At 38.7% G+C, this 21,037-nt stretch carries 19 protein-coding genes, 1 pseudogene and 1 riboswitch; of the genes and pseudogenes, 7 read left to right on the forward strand and 13 right to left on the reverse strand.

Features of this window, described 5'->3' with window-relative positions; translation table 11 throughout:
- Positions 1-379 precede the first annotated feature (379 nt).
- The 7 genes from JCM19043_RS13780 to JCM19043_RS13805 all read right to left on the reverse strand — a co-directional run bounded on the left by JCM19043_RS13780 (position 380) and on the right by JCM19043_RS13805 (position 6,339).
- Positions 380-646: a hypothetical protein gene (locus tag JCM19043_RS13780; RefSeq protein ID WP_062323360.1), complete on the reverse strand. Its 267-nt coding sequence runs from the start codon at positions 644-646 to the stop codon at positions 380-382.
- Positions 647-804: 158 nt separating this feature from the next.
- The gene (locus JCM19043_RS13785; RefSeq protein WP_062323362.1) at positions 805-1,431 is read right to left on the reverse strand and encodes a bifunctional 2-polyprenyl-6-hydroxyphenol methylase/3-demethylubiquinol 3-O-methyltransferase UbiG; all 627 of its coding nucleotides are present in this window, start codon (positions 1,429-1,431) and stop codon (positions 805-807) included.
- 53 nt (positions 1,432-1,484) lie between these two features.
- Positions 1,485-2,339: an LLM class flavin-dependent oxidoreductase gene (locus JCM19043_RS13790; protein ID WP_369813885.1), complete on the reverse strand. Its 855-nt coding sequence runs from the start codon at positions 2,337-2,339 to the stop codon at positions 1,485-1,487.
- Positions 2,270-2,527, reverse strand: a complete 258-nt coding sequence (locus JCM19043_RS19055; RefSeq protein ID WP_369813882.1) for a hypothetical protein — start codon at positions 2,525-2,527, stop codon at positions 2,270-2,272. Before JCM19043_RS19055 ends, JCM19043_RS13790 begins: the two co-directional genes overlap by 70 nt.
- Positions 2,528-2,697: 170 nt before the next feature.
- On the reverse strand, positions 2,698-4,026 hold the full coding sequence (locus tag JCM19043_RS13795) for a methyl-accepting chemotaxis protein (protein WP_062323364.1): 1,329 nt from the start codon (positions 4,024-4,026) through the stop codon (positions 2,698-2,700).
- A 104-nt stretch (positions 4,027-4,130) separates the two neighbouring features.
- Complete coding sequence (locus JCM19043_RS13800; protein WP_062323367.1) at positions 4,131-6,080, reverse strand: bifunctional diguanylate cyclase/phosphodiesterase; 1,950 nt, start codon at positions 6,078-6,080, stop codon at positions 4,131-4,133.
- 1 nt (position 6,081) lies between these two features.
- Positions 6,082-6,339: a hypothetical protein gene (locus JCM19043_RS13805; protein WP_062323369.1), complete on the reverse strand. Its 258-nt coding sequence runs from the start codon at positions 6,337-6,339 to the stop codon at positions 6,082-6,084.
- 263 nt (positions 6,340-6,602) lie between these two features.
- On the opposite strand from JCM19043_RS13805, the gene murB reads away from it, so the two are divergent.
- The 5 genes from murB to ribE (JCM19043_RS13830) all read left to right on the forward strand — a co-directional run bounded on the left by murB (position 6,603) and on the right by ribE (JCM19043_RS13830) (position 11,429).
- Positions 6,603-7,520 (forward strand): UDP-N-acetylmuramate dehydrogenase, encoded by a 918-nt coding sequence (murB, locus tag JCM19043_RS13810; RefSeq protein WP_062323371.1) that lies wholly within the window; start codon positions 6,603-6,605, stop codon positions 7,518-7,520.
- An 85-nt stretch (positions 7,521-7,605) separates the two neighbouring features.
- Positions 7,606-7,757, forward strand: a riboswitch (FMN riboswitch).
- Positions 7,758-7,932: 175 nt separating this feature from the next.
- Positions 7,933-9,018, forward strand: coding sequence for a bifunctional diaminohydroxyphosphoribosylaminopyrimidine deaminase/5-amino-6-(5-phosphoribosylamino)uracil reductase RibD (gene ribD, locus JCM19043_RS13815; protein ID WP_062323373.1), 1,086 nt, complete (start codon positions 7,933-7,935; stop codon positions 9,016-9,018).
- 2 nt (positions 9,019-9,020) lie between these two features.
- Positions 9,021-9,671: a riboflavin synthase gene (ribE, locus tag JCM19043_RS13820; RefSeq protein WP_062323375.1), complete on the forward strand. Its 651-nt coding sequence runs from the start codon at positions 9,021-9,023 to the stop codon at positions 9,669-9,671.
- Positions 9,672-9,683: 12 nt separating this feature from the next.
- Complete coding sequence (locus JCM19043_RS13825) at positions 9,684-10,877, forward strand: bifunctional 3,4-dihydroxy-2-butanone-4-phosphate synthase/GTP cyclohydrolase II (protein WP_062323376.1); 1,194 nt, start codon at positions 9,684-9,686, stop codon at positions 10,875-10,877.
- 87 nt (positions 10,878-10,964) lie between these two features.
- Positions 10,965-11,429, forward strand: coding sequence for a 6,7-dimethyl-8-ribityllumazine synthase (ribE, locus tag JCM19043_RS13830; RefSeq protein WP_062323378.1), 465 nt, complete (start codon positions 10,965-10,967; stop codon positions 11,427-11,429).
- A gap of 796 nt (positions 11,430-12,225) precedes the next feature.
- On the opposite strand, the gene JCM19043_RS13840 is transcribed toward ribE (JCM19043_RS13830), so the two are convergent.
- The 5 genes and pseudogenes from JCM19043_RS13840 to JCM19043_RS13855 form a co-directional block, all read right to left on the reverse strand.
- On the reverse strand, positions 12,226-13,101 hold the full coding sequence (locus tag JCM19043_RS13840; RefSeq protein WP_062323382.1) for a hypothetical protein: 876 nt from the start codon (positions 13,099-13,101) through the stop codon (positions 12,226-12,228).
- A gap of 470 nt (positions 13,102-13,571) precedes the next feature.
- Complete coding sequence (locus JCM19043_RS13845) at positions 13,572-15,137, reverse strand: ABC transporter ATP-binding protein (protein WP_369813883.1); 1,566 nt, start codon at positions 15,135-15,137, stop codon at positions 13,572-13,574.
- On the reverse strand, positions 15,083-15,592 hold the full coding sequence (locus tag JCM19043_RS19060) for a hypothetical protein (RefSeq protein ID WP_369813884.1): 510 nt from the start codon (positions 15,590-15,592) through the stop codon (positions 15,083-15,085). Before JCM19043_RS19060 ends, JCM19043_RS13845 begins: the two co-directional genes overlap by 55 nt.
- Positions 15,589-17,336: pseudogene (locus tag JCM19043_RS13850) on the reverse strand (ABC transporter ATP-binding protein). Before JCM19043_RS13850 ends, JCM19043_RS19060 begins: the two are co-directional and overlap by 4 nt.
- Positions 17,337-18,120: 784 nt before the next feature.
- Positions 18,121-18,594 carry a glutathione peroxidase gene (locus tag JCM19043_RS13855; protein WP_062323383.1) on the reverse strand — a complete coding sequence of 158 codons (474 nt, stop codon included), beginning with the start codon at positions 18,592-18,594 and terminating at the stop codon, positions 18,121-18,123.
- 254 nt (positions 18,595-18,848) lie between these two features.
- Here JCM19043_RS13855 and JCM19043_RS13860 point away from each other — a divergent pair, with 254 nt between their 5' ends.
- The gene (locus JCM19043_RS13860) at positions 18,849-19,355 is read left to right on the forward strand and encodes a GNAT family N-acetyltransferase (protein ID WP_062323385.1); all 507 of its coding nucleotides are present in this window, start codon (positions 18,849-18,851) and stop codon (positions 19,353-19,355) included.
- Positions 19,356-19,505: 150 nt separating this feature from the next.
- Here the strand turns inward: JCM19043_RS13860 and JCM19043_RS13865 are convergent, their stop codons facing one another.
- Positions 19,506-20,471, reverse strand: a complete 966-nt coding sequence (locus JCM19043_RS13865) for a rhodanese-related sulfurtransferase (protein WP_062323387.1) — start codon at positions 20,469-20,471, stop codon at positions 19,506-19,508.
- Positions 20,472-20,658: 187 nt separating this feature from the next.
- Here JCM19043_RS13865 and JCM19043_RS13870 point away from each other — a divergent pair, with 187 nt between their 5' ends.
- A complete protein-coding gene (locus tag JCM19043_RS13870; RefSeq protein WP_231631565.1) occupies positions 20,659-21,006 on the forward strand; it encodes a hypothetical protein in 348 nt (115 codons plus the stop codon).
- The last annotated feature ends 31 nt before the right edge of the window (positions 21,007-21,037 follow it).

Below are 21,037 nucleotides of genomic sequence, written 5' to 3' on the forward strand. Positions count from 1 at the left end.
TTTTATTTTTTGAAGTGTCGTCAAGCGCGCGTCCTTCTTGAACAGCGCTGTTCGCATAATAATCATTTAATCCGTAACGTTGTTTCAATTGTTGATGGATGGAGACGGAATTTTTCGCTTTCACGCCCCTGAGCTCCCGGACCTCCGCTTGATAGCGAAAATGTTTGGCTTGATTAAACACCCGAAGGTGTGATCTATGGACATAACAAAGTTACATCGATTTTATGCTTATATAAGCGATTTGAAAAGATTGCCTTCATGCCCATGATACACACCCTCCCTTTGTTTTGTGACGGTCACTGTTAGTGCTTTAATTATACCGTGCGGAATATATGTTTGTCACTTCAAAAATATTCAAAACAAGCAATTCATCACCCACCTAGTGCTGACGCACTTGAGGAAGGTGTCTTCTCGCCCTAAAGCGATAAAAATAGTCGTAATCACTGACGTAAACAAAATCTAAATTTGCTGAAATTTCTTTAATCATATCTGTCTCACGGGCGAGACGGTTTTTTGTTGTATTTAATAGCTGGTCTTTACTCATGGTATAGTTGACAGTCCCTACCACAATGGTGGTGATTGATAAAATGACGAGCATCATAGTGGTTAGTTGCTGTCCCATCGTTAACTTCTCTCTTTTAAACATCATATCCCTCCTACTTCTCTCATAGGTATTTTAGTGGGTAGGTGTGAAGTGAGTATGAATTCAATGTTATATTTATGTAAAATTTCATCTCTAGTAGCATGAACAAAAAATATGCGTCCTTCTAAAGATAATCAGAAGGACGCATAATGGTGATGTCATTATTTTGTTAATACAAGAATCCCAAGGGGATAATAATCAGGGACAGGATCAGCTTCTTTTTGAATCAAAGCGCCTTTTTGTAAGTAGTAATCAATAGAGGTCACTTGTTTATCGCTAAAAAGTGCTTTAAATTCATCTGGTGTAATTTGATGCACATGAAAAGGTGAGCCGCAAGGTTCACCACGACCCGCACCAAAGGGTGTCGACATAATCAAGATGCCACCTGGTTTTAGAAGGTCGTAAGCATTGTTTAAGAAAATCGTTTCCTCTTCAATATGCTCATACGTTTCAAAGCTTGTAATAACATCGAATTGTCCAAAGCGATCAACGAGATTTTCTTCAGTTATATCCGCTTGATGAAAAGAGGATTTTGGGTGATAGTAATTATGTCTAGCGTAAGCTAATGCCTTTTCATCAAGATCAAGACCAATGATTTCATCAATCACTTTCTTTTTCTTTTTCGCAATAATATGCGTACCAAAGCCAGAACCAGAGGCCATATCTAGTACCCTTCCTTTCGTAATAAAAGGTAAGGCAAAGTGATACCGTGCGACGTGTTCAATCAATAATTCGTTTGTGATGGACATTTCTTCTGGGATGACGCGCTCTCCCGTATCTTCTAACATAGTATGTCACCGCTTTTATAATATTTTGTTGCTGCAATAAGTATAGCGTAATCTTATCTAGATGAAAACCAGTTTTCATCATGGTCTTTTAACAGAGTGTCTTTATCTAATAACCTACTCATTCTTTGATAAGAAGCTAACCGGTCTGCTTGATTGTATAGGAGTGATGTCGCCATTACCTCATCAACAGGTAAGGTTTGAATGCGAGAGGCAAGTTCAGCTTGAACAGTTGAAAGTGAACCAATGATACTGCCGGCAAGTGAGCGTTTGACGGCGGCTTGTTCGTGCGGCAACATCTCCTCTGTTAAATCACGTGGGGGTTGGATTGGTAAAGACTTCGACCGAATCATATTAAGAAAGAGTTGTTCCATGGAACTAAACAACCAGCGAGCTTCGTCGTCGGTTTCGCCTGCGACAATATTTAACGCTAAAATAGCATAAGGCTCTGCTAAGTGTTCGGATGGCTTAAAGTGTTCACGATAAAGTGACAGTGCTTCTGAGGCTTCACCTGGTGAGAAATGACCGGCAAAGGCATAACGAAGTCCCATATCAGCAGCAAGCTTGGCACTAAAGGTACTCGAGCCTAATAAGAAGATCGGCACTTGTTGGTTCTCAGCTGTCACCGCTCTTACCTGCTTTTTAGGTGAGCCATTAAAATAATGCTGAATCTCTCGGACGTGTTCAGGAAAAGCGTGAACGTCACCGCGCCGCAAAGCTCTTGCGGTAAGTTGATCTGTTCCTGGAGCTCGTCCCAGTCCTAAATCAATCCGATTTGGGTGTAAGGCACTTAACAAACCGAATTGTTCAGCTACGACAAGCGGGGAATGATTGGGTAACATCATGCCACCAGAACCGAGTCGGATGGTTTTAGTGTGGTTCGCGATTTGGTTAATAAGGAGCGTGGTGATACGCTGGCGCTAGACGCGGCATTATGGTGTTCAGCTACCCAATAACGATAATACCCCCAGTCTTCTGCGTGTTGAGCAAGTTCGACCGAATGTTGTAAGGCGTCACGAGGGGTTTCTTGATCGTTTAGTGGTGATAAATCAAGGATGGATAACGGTATCCCTGAAAATGTTTTATATGATTGTGTCATGATATTTCTCCTTTATAGTGGTAGGTATAGTATGGATGCTACTGGAAAGAATATTTGGCGTCAACGAAGATGCTTAGCGTAAACTTAAAAAAACGCCTTGAAAAAATGGCTAAAGAGTGAGTAGAAATGAACGGATATTAAAGAAAAAACAGCCTGAACGGCTGTTTTTGTTAGATAGTAAAGGTATTCACCGTGTCGTCTAAATCATTGGCGGTAGTCACAATGTTATCACTTAGTTCCGTCATCCGTTTAATCGACGTATCCTCTTCTTCAATGGAGGCAATGACTTCTTCCGTTGCTGAAGCATTTGCCTCGGCAATCGTTGATAAGTTTTGGAGTGTCTGGACTAATTCTTCTTTCATCGTTTGCATCGACTGTCCAGAGTCATTGAGCTGTTCAACGGATTGATCAGATGTTTCTATGGAAGCGGCAATTTGTTTAAACATATCGCCTGTGTTTTTTACGTTTTCCGTTTGTTCAGTCGCCATTTGAGATACTTTATCCATCGTATTGACGACTTCAGTTGTATTCGTTCTAAGCTGATTAACAATCTCATTAATTTCAGTCGTTGATTGAGTCGACTGGTCAGCTAGCTTTCTTATTTCATCAGCAACAACCGCAAAGCCTTTTCCGGACTCACCAGCACGCGCAGCTTCAATGGCGGCATTAAGGGCAAGTAGGTTGGTTTGATCGGCAATAGAGGAAATCACATCACTTGCTTCAACAATTTTATCTGTGCGTTTATTCGTTTCAACAATCACCGCATGGAAGTCTTTAATAGCCTGACTCGTAACACGGTTAATATTAGATAAGGTATCAATCTCATTTAAGCCATTATGCACTAAATCATTCACCCGGCTGGATGATTGATTTAAGTCATCTAGGTATTGTTGATTTAAATCGATGATATACCCAAGCTCCGTCACTTTAGCGGCACCTAATTCGACTTTTTCTGCCTGTTCAAGTGCACCATTGGCAATTGATTCAACCGTTGTGACAATCTCTCCCGAACTATTTGCCACCATCGATAAGTTTTGTGAGAGGTCTTCTGCGGTTGAATTTGTTTTTGAAGTATTCTCGTGAATATCTTGAATGATTTTAGTAAGTTTATGTGTCGTTAAATTTGTTACTTCTGCCAATTTACTAAATTCACTTTTTCCCTTAACGTCCATGGTCTCACTCAAATCTCCTTCACTGATGCGATACAGTTGTTTCATATGCCGTTTTAATGGCTTAATGACAACCCGGTTCATAAAGAAGACAATAATAGCATTAATCACAAGTATGTTCATTGCCGTATTTATATAGGCCCCAAAGTTTCCAGAAATAATATCTAACTCCCGGACGATATTGGCTAAGATTTGTGCAATAGGCGCACTAATTAAAAAGGTTACGGTGATGACAACAACAATCTTAAAGGTAACGCTGTTCAAAAAGTTTAGCGACATCAATTGGTTGAAATTTTTAGGGACATGTGATAGCTTCTTTTGTGAATTCAATATAAACACCTCATCATGTGAAATTTTTAATGCTTAACAACTAAAATTTTTAAAATTATTGATGTGAGTAGTCACCGTCTTAAAGGTCATTTGCTGAAAGATGATTAATTTCGATCAATATAGATAAGAGCATCCTCTACCGAAAGCGGTTTGCTGAAAAAGTAACCTTGAATAATGTCACACTTATGTCTTTCTAGATAACCGAGTTGTGCTTCATTTTCAACACCTTCTGCAATTACTTCCAGACCTACTTTATGACACATAGCAATCAAGTTACTTGCAAGTGCAGTAGAATCATCAATACGGGTAATATTATTTATAAACGTCTGATCAAGTTTAACCCGGTCAATATTTAACTCCGCAATACTTGAAAAAGATGAAAAGCCTGTCCCGAAGTCATCCAAGTCAATTGATAGACCAAATGATTTTAATCGTTCTAATTTATCGTTAATCCGTTCGAAATTATTTATTAAAACCGACTCAGTTATTTCTAGCACAATATAGTTTGGATTAGCCCCCGTTGTTGCAATAATCTTTATTAAATCCTCCTCAAACTCATCGCGTAATAGTTGTAGACCTGAGATGTTAATCGCTACTCTTGCTTCAGCATAACCTCGTTCAACTAGTTGATAATGAAAGTGGCAGGCATGTTCGATAATAATTAAGCCTAAGTCATAGATAATATAATTTTTTTCCGCTATTGAAATAAACTCTGTCGGTGACACAAAAGAGGGATCGAGTGAATCACTATTCAGACGGGCTAGTGCTTCAAACCCAACGATGTTTTTCCGCTCCAAATGTATTTTTGGTTGAAAATACAGGAAAAAACTTTGAGTATCTTCTCGTCTAATGACTCGACGTAATGTTTGTAAAATTATTTCTTCTCGTCTAATGACTCGCGCTAAGTCATCTTGATAAAAATAGATGGATGTTTGATCTTGGTGATGGGTTAATGCAAGTGAAGCTTCTTTTAAAATGCTATCAGCGCTCTCGTGTTTCTCGGTTATTTCTACAATACCAATTTGGGCAGTTAAGGATTCACGATCTTGTTCATTTGATAATAAGTTATTAAAAATACTTAACATACGATTAGCTTTTAAATATAAATCGGCTTTAGAAGCATAATCTTTTACAATGATGGCAAAACGATCAGCTGTGAAGTGATACAGTTGTTCATCAGGTTTTAATGATTTTTGTAATCTAGTAGCTATTCTTTTAAGTAACAAATCGCCATATTCAAACCCATAGGTAGTATTAATCAGTTTAAAATTACTACAGTTAATGAGCAGTAAAGCGACGCGGTCATGGCTGTTTTTTAAATGCTCATCTAATACTTTTGTAAGAAAGAGTTTATTTGGAATATTTGTTAAATCATCATAATAGGCAATCCGGGTGTTTTTTTTATTTAGTTTGTAAGCATAGATGAGTATAAGAGAGCTGATGCCGAATACGATGAAAAACAAAACAATACCTGTAATGACAATAGATGAAATGTTTTTACGAACTTTTGATAACGGCCAATAAATAGATAAAGTACCAATCTTGCGTTCGCCTTCAAAAACTGGCACATTTATATGAAACGCTCGAGTATCATTGACTTTTGTTAAACCCGTTGGGTTTTTAGTTGAATGATATTTGGTTCCTACTATACTTTCAATGCTGCTAGCAATAATGTGAGAATCGTTTGAAATAAAAGATATATGAGACACATCAGTGGAAAGAATAATGTCATCAATCACCCCTTCTAATTCAAATGACTGCAATATCTGATGAACATCGTCTGCTAATAGCCCAATCTGCAGAAAATAATTATCCTTTTGTCTGAGATAAGCATATTTGAAAAAGTCATTGCCCTCTGTATCTTTACGAATATCTTCAATCAAAAAGTCACCCGTATCATTTAAAACATCATTAATGGGATGATCAGTAGGCACTTGCCAGCCAATATATTCCGGGACGTTACTTAAGATAATTTCACGGTTCGCATTATAATAATGGATATCGTCTACATAGTATTTATCAGCTAATTGTTGTAATGATGTGTTAGTTGCCATATCAATCTCTTGGTTGATGCCCTGGGCTGATAGCTAATTTGTCATCTAAAAGTTTCGTAATTGTCGTGTAAGCTTCATTTGATTTTGCTAGTACATTAGAGTAAGCGATCGCAATGCGACTTGCCTCTGCTTCAAAATCATTAGTCGATCGTTTAATAGAATTAGTGGTTGCAATAAATGTGAGGAAGAAAAAAATAATCATCAAAGAAATAAAAGGTATAAGAAAGTACTTTAAGCGTAATTTATTAGGGTTGAGCATCTTTTTTCGCCTCCGGTTAAGCCATTAAAAGGAATGCCTAATCATGACAAATAAACAGGTTTAAAGATAATAAAAGGATATAATATTACATTCCCGTCATATAGAAATGTTAAGCGTCTTTTTGGGAAAAACCATACAAATACAGACAAAAAACAACTTTTTAGAAGTGGATTTTCCAGAGTGACTAGGATTTGTTTAGAGATGTTGTTGTGGAGTGTTTCTGTTATAATAGGTGAAGAATGTTGAGATAAAGGATGAAGAGTATGCGATTAGCTGAAGAAATAAAAAATAAATTGATCAAAGATTTACCCAGTGTTGAATTACATTTTAATGAACCAATGGGACAATATTTATATACCAAATTAGGTGGACCGGCAGATGTATTTGCTTTTCCTAAGTCGATTGAGGAAGTACAAGGCGTCGTAAAAGCTAGTAGAGAGTATCAGCTCCCGCTTACGTTACTCGGTAATGGATCGAACCTCATTATTCGAGATGGTGGGATCCGTGGGATTGTGATGAGCTTGTCGCACTTAAATACCATCACGGCTAAAGGTGATAGCGTGATTGCTGGAGGTGGGGCAACGATTATTGATACATCTTATTATGCTCTTGAAGCCTCTCTTTCAGGACTTGAATTTGCTTGTGGTATTCCAGGGACTGTCGGCGGAGCGGTATTTATGAATGCGGGTGCTTATGGCGGGGAAGTGAAAGATTGTTTAGCGTCAGTGACAGTGATGACTGAAACGGGAGAAGTACTTGATGTGAAGGCTTCTGATCTGGCTCTTGGTTACCGGACAAGTAATGTTGGTGAGAATAACTGGATTGTGTTAGAGGCGCGTTTTGCCCTAGTGAAAAAAGACCGACAAGAAATTAAAGCGATAATGGATGATTTAACAGAAAGACGTGAGACTAAACAGCCGTTAGAATATCCGTCGTGTGGCAGTGTATTTAAACGGCCACCGGGTCACTTTGCTGGAAAACTCATTCAAGATAGTGGTCTGCAAGGTAAAGGTATTGGTGGGGCAGAAGTGTCTACCAAACATGCTGGCTTTATCGTAAATAAAAATCATGCGACGGCCAGTGACTATATTGCCGTTATTGAAATGGTCCAACAGACAGTGAAAGACACCTTTGGTGTGGCATTAGAACGAGAAGTAAGAATTATAGGAGAAGAACTTTAAAGACCGTCTATGTGCGGTCTTTATTTTTTTGAACAAATGTCGTGCACCTTATAAAAAAGTATGTTAGAATGTGAGCAATCGAATAGTAATCTTTTGGGGCAGGGTGTAATTCCCGACCGACGGTAAGAGGTGAACGACAAACCTTAAGTCCGTGACCCGGATCAATCAATGATTGTGAAGGTGGATTTGGTGAAATTCCAAAGCCGACAGTGAAAGTCTGGATGGGAAAAAGATGAAACAAGAAATGACAAAGTGCAGGGATACGTCTGTAAATATACAGGCGAGGACTGTTTATTTGTTGATCATTTCTTTAATGTAAACACCCCAAGTCTTTTGATTTGGGGTGTTTTTTGACCAAAAAAGATCTATTTGAATAAAAATAATGAAAAGGTATCAAGGAAGGAGTGAAAAAATGAAGGATCAAGATTACATGGCGCTTGCCATTGAGTTGGCGAAAGGAACCGTAGGACAAACATCACCGAATCCATCCGTTGGCTGTGTGCTTGTGCGTGATGGTGTGATTGTAGGTCTTGGGAGTCATTTAGTTCCTGGAGAAGGCCATGCGGAAGTTTTAGCTATTCAACAAGCGGGTGACAAGGCTGAAGGCGCAACGGCGTATGTCACATTAGAACCGTGTTCGCATACAGGGAAAACACCACCATGTAGCCGTTTGTTAATTGATTCAGGGATTAAACGTGTGATTGTCGCAACGGAAGATCCCAATCCTTTAGTGAGTGGTCGCGGGATTAACTGGTTAAAAGATGCCGGATTATCCGTTGAAGTCGGCTTGATGAAAGAAGAAGCAGTCGCACTCAATCAAACGTTTTTTCACTTTATGAAAGAAAAACGACCATTTATCACATTGAAAGCGGCGATGACACTTGACGGGAAAACGGCCACGAAAACCGGTGATAGTCGTTGGGTGACAGGTGAGAAAGCACGAGAACATGTGCATCATATGCGAGCGAAATACGATGCGATTCTCATCGGTAAAGGCACGGCGGTAAAAGATAACCCAAGCCTAACGGTAAGGCAACCTGAATACGGTAAACATCCTATTCGGATTGTGCTAGCGAATGACTTACATTTGCCTGATCATTTAACGCTATTTCATGATGATCATCAAACGTATGTCGTTTGCGGGAAAGAAGCGGACATGGATGTGTTTAAAGAAAAACATCCAACGGTAGGTGTGATTCAGCTGTCAAGTCAACAAGTAGAGATTCCTGAATTACTTAAGCAGTTAGCCGAGTTGAATATTCAATCGGTCTATGTTGAAGGTGGCGAGACGGTGCATAAAAGCTTTGTTGAAAGTGGTTTTGTTGATGAGTGTCACGTCTATATTGCGCCTAAGTTACTGACAGGTAAAGATAGCTTTGGGGTGATTGGTGGTCAATCGCCAGAGTGGATGAACGATGCCTTTGCTTTATCATTTGAACATGTGGAACGAATAGGTGAAGATCTCTTTATTAAAGCCATCAAGAAAGCGGGGAATTAGTTGTGTTTACCGGAATTGTTGAAGAAAAAGGCACTTTACAAACCATCTCTAAAAACGGACGTAGTCTCGTCTTAACGGTTGGGGCGAAAAAAGTTCTCGGTGACGTGCATATTGGGGATTCCATTAGTGTGAACGGGGTCTGTTTAACGGTGACCCACTTTACAAAGGATCAGTTTTCCGTCGATGTGATGCCTGAAACGTATGCGGCGACGAATTTAAAAGATTTAGCTAAAGGAAGTTATGTGAATTTAGAACGGGCGATGCATGCGAATGGTCGGTTTGGTGGGCATTTTGTGTCTGGTCACGTTGATCATGTGGCGACGATTGAAAAGACGTGGCGTGATACGATTGCGAAATATGTCAAAATTACTGTTCCTTACGATAAATTGAAATATCTCACAGAGAAAGGTTCGGTGACCGTTGATGGAACGTCACTGACGGTTTTTCATGTGGATGAGACAAGTTTTACATTATCACTCATCCCAGAAACGCAAGCGGCGACCATTCTTGGCGCAAAAGAAGCAGGCGATACGGTTAATATTGAGTATGATGTCTTAATGAAATATATGGAGCGTCTGTTGACGCATCAAAGTCATGAGAAGCAATCATCAGGTATAACAGAAGATAAATTAAAAGATTTAGGGTTTTATTAAGGGGGGAGTAAGATGCATACGATTGAACAAGCACTTGAAGCATTAAAACGAGGAGAAGTCATTATTGTCATTGATGATGAGCACCGGGAAAATGAAGGGGATTTTATCGCTTTAGGTGAACATGCGACACCTGACGTCATCAACTATATGGCCACAAAAGGTAAAGGCTTGATTTGTACGCCGATTGAGAAGACACTGGCTGACAAGCTGCTGCTTACAGAGATGGTCTCCAGAAATACGGATGACCACGGAACGAACTTTTCTATTAGTATCGATCATGTTGATACGCATACAGGCATTAGCGCCTTTGAACGATCACAAACGATTCTTGCTTTATTAGAAGAAGGTAGTACGCCAGTTGATTTTAAACGACCCGGTCATGTGTTTCCACTGATTGCCGACCCTGATGGGGTTGTGAAGCGACCAGGACATACGGAAGCAGCTATTGATTTAGCTAAACTTGCGGGCGCAAAACCTGTTGGGGTTATTTGTGAAATTATGCGAGAAGATGGACAAATGATGCGCACAAGTGAATTAAAAGCCTTCGCAGAAGCAGAAAGTCTTGTGATGATTACGATCGAACAACTGGTCGAGTACCGAAAAAGGCATGATAGACTCGTGACGCGTGAAGCGAATATTCAGCTACCAACGTCACTTGGTGATTTTAAGATGGTTGGCTATGTTGAAAAAGTCACCGGTAAAGAACATGTAGCACTCATTAAAGGTAATCTAACGAAAGAAGAAGCACCACTCGTTCGCGTGCATTCGGAATGTCTCACCGGCGATGTATTCGGTTCAAAACGCTGTGACTGCGGGCCGCAACTTGAGCGAGCGCTTGAAACGATTGAAGAACGTGGTGTGGGTGCTGTCATTTACATGCGTCAGGAAGGCCGCGGCATTGGGCTGATTAATAAACTAAAAGCCTATGAGCTTCAAGAACAAGGGTATGACACGGTTGAAGCCAATCACCAATTAGGATTTGGTGCAGATCTACGTGATTATTCTATTGCGGCTCAAATTTTAAAAGATTTAGGGCTTGAAACAATTACGTTAATGACGAACAATCCGAGAAAGCTAGAGGGCTTAACGCGTTATGGGATTAATATTAATGAACGCCAAGCGATTGAAATAACAGCGAATGAAAACAATGCAGACTACCTAAAAACAAAAAGCACGAAACTTGGTCATTTATTTTCGGATAAGTGATAGCGGGCCGCTGTTAATAGCTGACTAAAATGATTGATTAAATAGTATAACGATAAAAATACTGAGTGAAAATAGGAGGAAATAGACATGGTAAACACAGTACAAAGCACATTAGTAGGCACAGATTTAAAGATTGGGATTGTCGTAGGGAGATTTAACGAATTTATTACCGGGAAGTTACTCGGCGGGGCAGAAGATACGTTAAAGCGTCACGGTGTAAAAGATGAAGATATTACCGTTGCGTGGGTACCGGGAGCTTTTGAGATTCCGTTAATCGCAAAGAAAATGGCGGCATCAAAGAAGTATGATGCAGTGATTACGCTAGGGACGGTTATTCGTGGGTCAACGCCACACTTTGACTATGTATGTAATGAAGTGGCTAAAGGTGTTTCACAAGTGACAATGACAACAGACGTACCAACAATCTTCGGTGTCTTAACGACGGAAACGATTGAACAAGCGATTGAGCGTGCCGGTACAAAAGCAGGGAATAAAGGTGCGGATGCTGCTGTATCAGCGATTGAAATGGCTAACTTAGTCAAAGAATTTTAATGTTTTAAAATGAACATAAGCCCGGTCATTATTAGGTTTAATACCTAAAGATGACCGGGCTAAACATTTCTAGTTATATAGAAATGAGAAGAAGAGGTTACGTATTCACTCACCATAAAATACATTCGAAATTACATATTATCAACTAGTAAAATAATGCTTAAACGCTTTGTTTATACCTTTTAGCCCAATAATCAATGAGAGACTTCTCATTACTAATTCAGCAACGAGTAATGTCCCCATGTCACACTTTCTAGAAATGGCTGATATGCTAAATCCTTGTTTATGTAGTTGATGTACTTGTAAAATCACATGTATTTTTACACCCTTTACACCCACCTATTAATAAATCTATCATAACGCATGAGACTATTATTTGGTGTAAAAAGTGTTCATTTTTATCAGGAGAAATCTGTATACTTTATTTTAGCAGTTACATCACTCATTTTAAGATAAATGACTTAGAGTTTTATCTTAGAGTAAAAAGCAATACTACTTATTTGATTTCCTCTTGTAATTGTTATGCCACATAAAAATACTCATAACTGAGAAAAAAATTGCAAATACGAGAATATAATAATATAGAATACTATTTACATAGATTTCTTTATATCTCTCTATTGTATATGAGAAACCATATGTAATAATGCCCCAAAAAAATCCACCAAGTAATACTGTAGCTGTACTTACAATAGAAAGAAAGAATGGATATAGTACAAAAGCGAATACTTTGCCTTTATTAGCAATTTTTTCATACTTGTTCAACTTGATTCACTCCTATGTTTGATTGAAGTGATTATCTATTTGTATAATCAATTATTGAGTCTCGAAGAAAAGTGTCATAGCTGTAAACATATCCAACAGGACCTGTATATTTTAGAGTTTCTCTGCTAGGACTATCTATCATAACTCTAAGGTATTTTTTCCCGCTATTTTTATAATAATTCCAGCCTTTTACAATCCCTAACCAAGTTTCCCACTTAGTTTCATAATGTGCTTTAGTGTCTATATCCTTAGTCAATACTCCATTAATTAATGCTGAACTTAATGTTGCAGTGAGCGCGCCAGCTGCAATAGACCAAGTTACAGATCCACCTAAAGCAGAGATAAGTAAACTTACAGCAGTAGACAGAGTCATATCTCTTAAAAGGTGAATTTTTTTCTCTGATGTAAATGAACTACCACTACTTTTTTTATAGCCTTTAGTAGTATAACCAAAAATTAGATCTTTATATGACTTTACATAAGAATAGCCAGATGAATACGGAAAAGCACTGCTGGCATTCAGGACAATTAGGTTTGATGGACTTGCAATTTGAGTACTTGGTCCTATTTCATATGATGAAAGTTCACTTTTAGGATCAGCATCAGTGATTAAATCTTCTATATTGCTTTCTTCTACATTACTTAGTTTTCCATTATCATACTCTACTTCTACCAAAGTATTATTCTTTTTATCTACTTTGGAGGAATTTGTTATTTCATCGTTAAGATATTGTTTTATAGTTCCATCAGATTCTTGTACTAATGTAATTTTGTTATTATTTTCATCAACAAATGTAAAACTATTATCACTTTCAGAAGCAGAAGCGAAAACACTCATATTAAATGTGGGAATAAGTAACGAGAAACAAATAGCAATGGTCAAAAGGTATTTAGATGTTTTGTTCATAATCATACTCCATTCCTTAGTTTTGGTTTTACAAATCAGTGTCCTTTTTTAATTTGTAAATAAATTATATATATAATTATTAATAATGTAAATGTTTTTATTGCAATATTTTGTTAAATTTTTTCAGGATCCGAGGTACGACTTTTTCGGTCCTGAATGAAAATGATGACAGTAAAGGTCCTCACTTCATGCTTAATAATCTTATAGTATGTATTTCCTAATTGCAGTGGTCTCAATAATTCAGGACATAGGCTTGAGTTGTTGTGAATGTGTAGGTGAAATTATTTCGTTGCTGTCGAACGAACACATTTCGCTTTTAAACTCGTATTATGGGCGTACTTGTTTACTTTATAAAAAAGATGTCAGTGGGTTATTTTAGCAAACAATCTCTGTCTTACTAAACATCTCTTCACTGACATCAAATATTATAAAATTGATTTGTTCTGTCTGTTATCTCGTATGTTTTACTCTTACATTGCTTCTTCTATACCGGCTTGTTGCATCTTATACATCTGATAATAACTACCTTTTTCATTTAGTAATGACAGGTGTGTTCCGCGTTCAATAATTTCACCCTTATTTAGGACGATAATTTGATCTGCGTGTTGAATCGTCGAAAGTCGATGGGCAATTACGAGCATGGTCCGTCCTTTACTTAAAACATTCATCGCTTCCTGAATCATCATTTCTGTTTCAGAGTCGATATTAGCTGTTGCCTCGTCCAAGATAAGAATCGCTGGGTCAAAAGCTAACGCCCTTGCGAATGATAAAAGTTGACGCTGTCCGGTTGAGAATTCATTCCCATTTTCACCAACGGGCTCATCATACTGTCGTGGCAGCTTTTCGATAAAACGATCTGCCCCGACGGCTTTTAGCGCTTCAATCGCTTTATCGCGACTGATGTTTGGATCATTTAATGTGATGTTAGAAAGCACTGTCCCAGTAAAGATAAACGGGTCTTGTAAGACAATCGCCATATGTGCCCGTGTTTGTTGTCGCGTAAGTGTTTGTGTATCCATACCATCTAATTGAACGGTGCCGCTGTCAGGATCGTAGAACCGAAATAGTAAATTCATCACGGAGCTTTTGCCAGAACCAGTATGGCCGACAAAGGCGGTTGTTTCACCTGGTGCAACGTGGAAAGACAAATCATTTAAAATCGTCTCACCTTTGTCATAACCGAAAGTGACATGGTCAAATCTTACGTCACCTTTAATTCTAGGTAAAGTATTTTCTTCAATCACTTCAGTTTCTTCATCAAGTAACTGAAACACGCGTCCAGCTGAGACTCTTGCTTGTTCTAACTGAGGTAATTGATTGACCATTTGAGTCATCGGTTCGAATAGCCGCGTTAAATAATCAACAAAGGCATAGAGCAAACCAGTTGAGACGAGCATCGTCCCAGTCAAGGACTGGTTACCGAAGAACCAAATAAAGCTAAGAAACGCAATCCCGCGAAGGACATTCACTAAGTTGTATGATGTGAGCGCTGATAGGGCCACCATTTTCTTTTGATAGCGGTAATGCTTGTCATTTAACTGTTCAAACTCATTAGCTCGGTCATTCGTCCGTCTAAAGGCTTGAATAATCGGCATCGTTTGGATGGATTCATTAATAGATGCGTTAATATCGCTATTAACTGAACGAATCACTTCATTGTATTTCCCGGCATACGCTTTATAAAACTTCATAAACAACATGAGGAGGGGCAATAACATGAGACTCATCGTTGCCAAGGTTGGATTTAATAAATAAAGGGCAATAATAATACCCGCCATATAAATAAATCCGTTCACAAATGTTTCTAATACCCGGACATACAGTTCTTTAATGGCTTCGGTGTCATTCGTCACCCGTGCTAAAATCTTCCCGGCTGGCATATTGACAAAATAGCGCATCGGTAAGCGCTCAACCGTTTCAAAGACATCATTCCGCATCGTTTGAATGATTTTATTCGCATGGACTTGTAATAAATACGTCTTTAGATATTGGAAGACGGAGCAATTAAAATCAAGCCAAGATAAAGCGCTAACCAAAGCATAATGGGTTGTACTTCCGGTGTAAAAAAGTTAGCCGCGGTGCCAGCAGATAATTTTTCTGCTTGAAAATTTTCCGACTCAGACATAAGTGACTGTCCATCTTCTGACACGCGAAGTGTCTCACCAACCGGAACCTTACCTTCGGCGAGATAATAGTCACGGTTTACTTGAACAAATGTGACGGTACCAGTAACCACATCGTCCTCGTCTAACCGATCGGCTCTTTTTAAGTAGCGATCGTTGAGCTCAATCGTGTCGTTGTCATTATTGTTAGTGACTGTCGCCCACTCGGTTTGAACGCCAACGATGTGGCGGTCAATCACTTGTTTGGCGATGAACGGTCCAGTGAGTTCTAAGGCGACCGCAATAATGAGGGCAATGAGCGCAAACGTAATCGTTTGTTTGTTAATGAAAAGATAACGTAATAAACGTTTTTCTACAGAGGCTTTCATTCAGTCTCCACCTCCTCAGTCATTTGTTGAATCATAAATTGTTCTTTGTACCAGCCATTTTGCTGCATGAGAGTGTCATGGGTTCCGTGTTCTGTGATTTTACCGTCTGTCAGAACAATAATTTGGTCCGCATGGGTGACAGCTGATAAACGGTGAGCCGCAATCAAGGTTGTTTTTTGTTGGCGCTCTGCTTTTAAATGGTCAATAATTGTTGCTTCTGTTTTACCATCAACGGCAGATAAGGCATCATCTAAGATTAACATCTCAGGATCCATTAACAACGCTCGGGCTAATGATAACCGTTGTTTTTGACCACCCGATAATGTGACCCCACTTTCGCCTACAAGCGTATCAAGTCCGTTTGAAAGGGCATCGATATCAGACTTTAACGAAGTTGATGTCAGCATCTTATTAATCACGTCATCAGAGGCATGACCAACCCCAAATAAGAGATTCTCGCGTACCGTTTTAGAGAATAAAATGTGTTGTTGCGGCACGTAGCCAATCCACTCGCGCGTCAAATCAAGTGATAACTGATCAATAGGCACATCATTAATGCGTAAGTCGCCTTCTGGTGCAGGGTATTGTCTTAATAGTTGTTTGAATAACGTTGTTTTACCTGCGCCAGTTTTACCGACAATCCCAATCGTTTCCCCTTGTTTTATGTTTAAATGAATGTTTTTTAAGGCCGGCTCTTTTGAGCCTGGATAACGAAACGTTACGTCGTTAAATTGAATGACTTCTGGTTTCTTTACTTCAACCGGTTGTTTTGGTTCTTTCACGTCCGATTGTTGTTTTAAGACATGATTGACCCGGTCGAGGGACGCGTTCCCACGCTGCATCACATTAATGAGTTCACCAATCGCAAACATCGGCCAGATAATCATACCTAAATAGACGTTAAATGAGACAAGGTCGCCAATTGAGATACGGTTATCCATCACCATGATGCGCCGTAACCTAAACCAATGGTGTAAGATATCCCGACAAGGATTTTCATCGTTGGTTCAAAGAAAGCTTCCATCTGAGCGACAGCTTTATTTTTAATAAACACGTCTTGTGTTTTTTCTTTAAAGCGTTCCAGGTCATGATTTTCCTGAACAAACGCCCTTGTGACACTAACCCCGCGGATGGATTCAAGGGTATAGTTGTTTAAGTCACTAAACGCTTCCTGAGCATCGGTAAAGCGTAAATGAATAATTTCTCCGTACTTATAAACAATAATGGCCATAATTGGCATTGGAATGAGGGCCATCAATGTCAATGTCCAGTTCACGGTAAAGCCCATCATTAAGACGATAAAAGACATGTATACCGTTGAATCGACAAGCGTTAAAATACCAAAGCCTGATGTCATCATGATGGCTTTTAAATCATTCGTGGCCCGGGCCATTAAGTCACCGGTCCGGTTTTTACTAAAGAATCGTGGGCTCATCATGAGAAAGTGACGCATTAACTTTGAACGTATTTGCCGTTCAAGCAACAAAGCACCGCTAAATAAAGTATAATCCCATAAAAACATAATCGCATACGTTAAAATGATGAGTCCGCCATATATGAGTAGTGTCTCAGTTAACGATTCTTTGGTCAGTTCGTTGAACTGAATGGCATCAATCGCATTCCCGACGAGTCTCGGGGGAATAAGGTCAAGGAAACTTGCGAACATAAGTGCCATAATTGCGACCAGATAACGTAACCATTGGTCTTTAAAAAACCAAGCTAACTTTTTAAATACTTGAAACATGTTGTTCACTCCTTTTCTAACACATAAACATTTGACTAGCCAAAGCCTTCTCCTTGGTTGTCATTTTTAATGGGTGTTCTTACTAACATTTCTTTTTCCTCCTTTTCGTTAATGATTGATTAAACGAAAAAAGCACAGACATCCGAGACGTCTGTGCTAAACACCCATCTAAAAGTGATGGGTATACGCAAAAAAAGGTCACGAATATTCTCGTGACCACGTGGTTTGAAGATGTGCTAAATGTATCGATCAATCCTTACTTAACGTCAAAATGATAAGTAAAGATGAGCCGAATAATTTAGGCAAACATCATATCAGTGGAGGTCACGGTGAAATCATTTACTTGTGTCATAGGTGCGGGTTTTACAATGATTGAATTCATGATTGTGACCTCCTTTTCGTTTATTAATCAATAAACAAAGTATAGACCTATCAAAACTATCCGTCAACAGAAAAAAGAAAAAAAGACTAAAAAGTACATAATGTCCCAATATGATCATGAATATGTACTGACAGTTATTCATGATCAACACATCATCTAGTCACAATTCTCATTCATCAATAGCCTAAAATATGTTTAACTACCTATCGGTAAAATATCTAAAAACCGCCATATTTCGGCCCGTTATAATGGGTGTTAAAGTGTTACAATGAAAAGCATATCGCTATATGTTAGTAAGTACAAACATGAATTTTTTTGATAGATTATTAAATGTGACAAATAAAAACAGACAAAGAAGACATATATCACTAATGATTTATGTCTTCTTTGTCTGTTTTGTATTTAGAGTAACTTTTTTATCTCACCTTCAAACGCTTCTGGTTCTGTTTTTGGCGCAAAACGGTTGACGACATTGCCGTCTCGGTCAATGAGAAACTTGGTGAAGTTCCATTTGATTGCCCCGCCTAAGATGCCCGACTGTTGTTTGGTTAAGTACTTAAATAATGGATGGGCGTCTTTCCCGTTCACATTAATTTTACTAAACAGTGGAAAGGTGACGCCAAAATTAAGCTGGCATGCTTGACTGACTTCTTCGTCTGTCCCTGGTTCTTGATTTAAGAACTGATTACTCGGGAAACCTAATACGACAAACCCATCATCTTTGTATTTTTGATACAGTGTTTCGAGACTGTTAAACTGATTCTTTAACCCGCATTTTGTTGCCGTATTGACGATTAAGACAACCTTGCCTTTATAATCCTCAAGCGACTGCTCTTTATGATCGATTGTTTGGACGTTAAATTCATAAATACTCATACTTTTCCCTCCGTGTCATATATTAATTTTCATCTGATTTGGCTTTAGTTACGCACTGGTACGAATTAATAGCGAATGAGCCACTTCTTGTGTATACCCTATTGTTTAAAAGGTTAATCAATGATAAGCAGGTAAATAGAAGATATTAAATAGTAGAGAAAATGATAAGGTTTAAGAGCAATGTAAAAAGGCTAATTACATAATGATAACAATAGTCGATTGTTCATTTGAAAAAAATAAATGAGGTGAAGAAAATGGCTGTACAAGTAACACTCCGTCCACTTGAGTATGAAGATTTAGTTGATGTGAAACGGTGGTACAATGACCCAACAACATTAACGATGATTGGACACACACCGAAAAGTTTAACAGCGATTGAAGAGATGGTTGAACAGATGGAACAGACCGGGGCAGAAATTTATGTGATTGAATCACGCCAACATGATAAGCTTGGATGGATTCATTTAACATCGATCAACCAAAGCCACGGGAGAGCTGAGATTGGCCTCATGTTAGACCGAGAGCATCAAGGACAAGGTCACGGGGAAGCGGCGATGCTTCAGATGCTGTCGTATGCGTTTGATCACTTACGCCTGAATAAAGTGTATCTCACCACACGAGGCATTAATGAAAAAGCAAAAGGTTTATATGAAAAGTTAGGCTTTAAGATTGAAGGCACGTTTAAAGACCATTGCTTTGTGAACGGGAAATATTATGATACGTACTTTATGAGTTTATTTGAATCCGATTGGCGTCATTAATACACGCCTAGCTATTGATAAACAAAAATCTAAATTCTTTTTTTGATATTCTAAAAAGTTATTTTGCAGATCAGAAAGAAAAAATGAGCGGTCATCCCTTACGTGATAAGGCATGCCGCTCATTATTATGTTGTATAAAATAGTGGCGAATTAGATCGCTTTCTGTGTATCTTGTTCAAGGGCTGCTAAACGTGCAGCCACATCTGCTTCTGTTAGTTCGTATTCTTCTACATAACGGTTACGTTCGTGCACACGGCAGTCATGTGTACAACTACGTAAATGTTTATGTTCGTTTTCTTCTGAACAGATGAATTGTTTATTACATTCAGGATTAGCGCAATTTACATAGCGTTCACAAGGTTCGCCGTCAAAATAATCGCGACCAACAACCACGTGTTCTACTTGGTTAATCGGCACACTGATTCTTTCGTCAAAGACATACATTTTACCGTCCCATAATTGCCCCTTTGTTTCTGGGTGTTTCGCATAAGTCGCAATCCCACCATGGAGTTGGTTGACATTTTCAAAGCCTTTTTGAAGTAACCAACCAGAGAATTTCTCACAACGAATCCCGCCGGTACAATAAGTTAAGATGCGTTTACCTTTAAACTTCTCTTTATGCTCATCAATCCATTGAGGTAATTCGCGGAATGTATGGATATCTGGACGCACGGCCCCGCGGAAGTGACCGAGGTCGTATTCGTAGTCGTTGCGGGCATCGATGACAACGGTGTTCTCATCTTGCATCGCTTCGTAGAAATCTTTTGGTTCTAGATAATTTCCTGTGATTTCATTTGGATTAATATCCTCAGCGCCTAGTCTCAATGTCACAAGCTCAGGGCGTGATTTAACTTTCAGCTTCTTAAAGGCATGGCCTTCCGCTGGGTCAATCTTAAACGGCATCTCATGAAACATCGGATGATTATTCATATACTGAATGTAACGCTCAGTATCTTCTTTTGTTCCTGAACAGGTACCGTTAATCCCTTCATGTGAGATTAAAATCCGTCCAAGTAAATTAAAGTCTGCACAAACACGTTTGTGTTCTTTAGCGAATTGATCCGGGTTTTTAATGTCAACATATTGATAATACAATAATACTTGATAATTTTCCATTTTCTTATAACCACCTATTTTTCGTATTTGCAAGATACGGATGTAGGGGTAAATCAACTTAGTCTCTTGCATCATCCATTATAATGAAATACATAAACTTTATCAACCTTTAAGTTAATAAAGTGACAGAGTCAGAAAGAGGCTTTGTTTTATACTTTACAAAAAGCTCAGATATCTACTACACTACTTGTATAGAAAAGAAGGTGAACAAACAGTGGATCAATATGACAAAAAAGCACAAGAAGAAGCGGTGATTAAACATTACCAGCAACAAGAAGAGACGATGATTTTATTGTTTTGTCAGTGGTGTGTAAATCATGATTTAGACCCGGCCACGTTATACCAAGAAGCCTATCCGACCCAACTTGTCCCTAAACAATTAGAAGAAATCAATGAACAAACGGTAGGAAAAGATGAAGGGCTTGATGTCGATACGGCGTTACTCATTGACGTGATGAGCCAGTTCAGTAACAATGACTTAGCTTTTGTCGTGAATAACTATGATGAACAGTTGAAGAAGAAACAAAAGAAATAGCGGCTAAGATAAGTTACAACACAAGCGCAAA

This window comes from Halolactibacillus sp. JCM 19043 (genome assembly GCF_001310395.1).
GTDB lineage: Bacteria > Bacillota > Bacilli > Bacillales > Amphibacillaceae > Halolactibacillus > Halolactibacillus miurensis.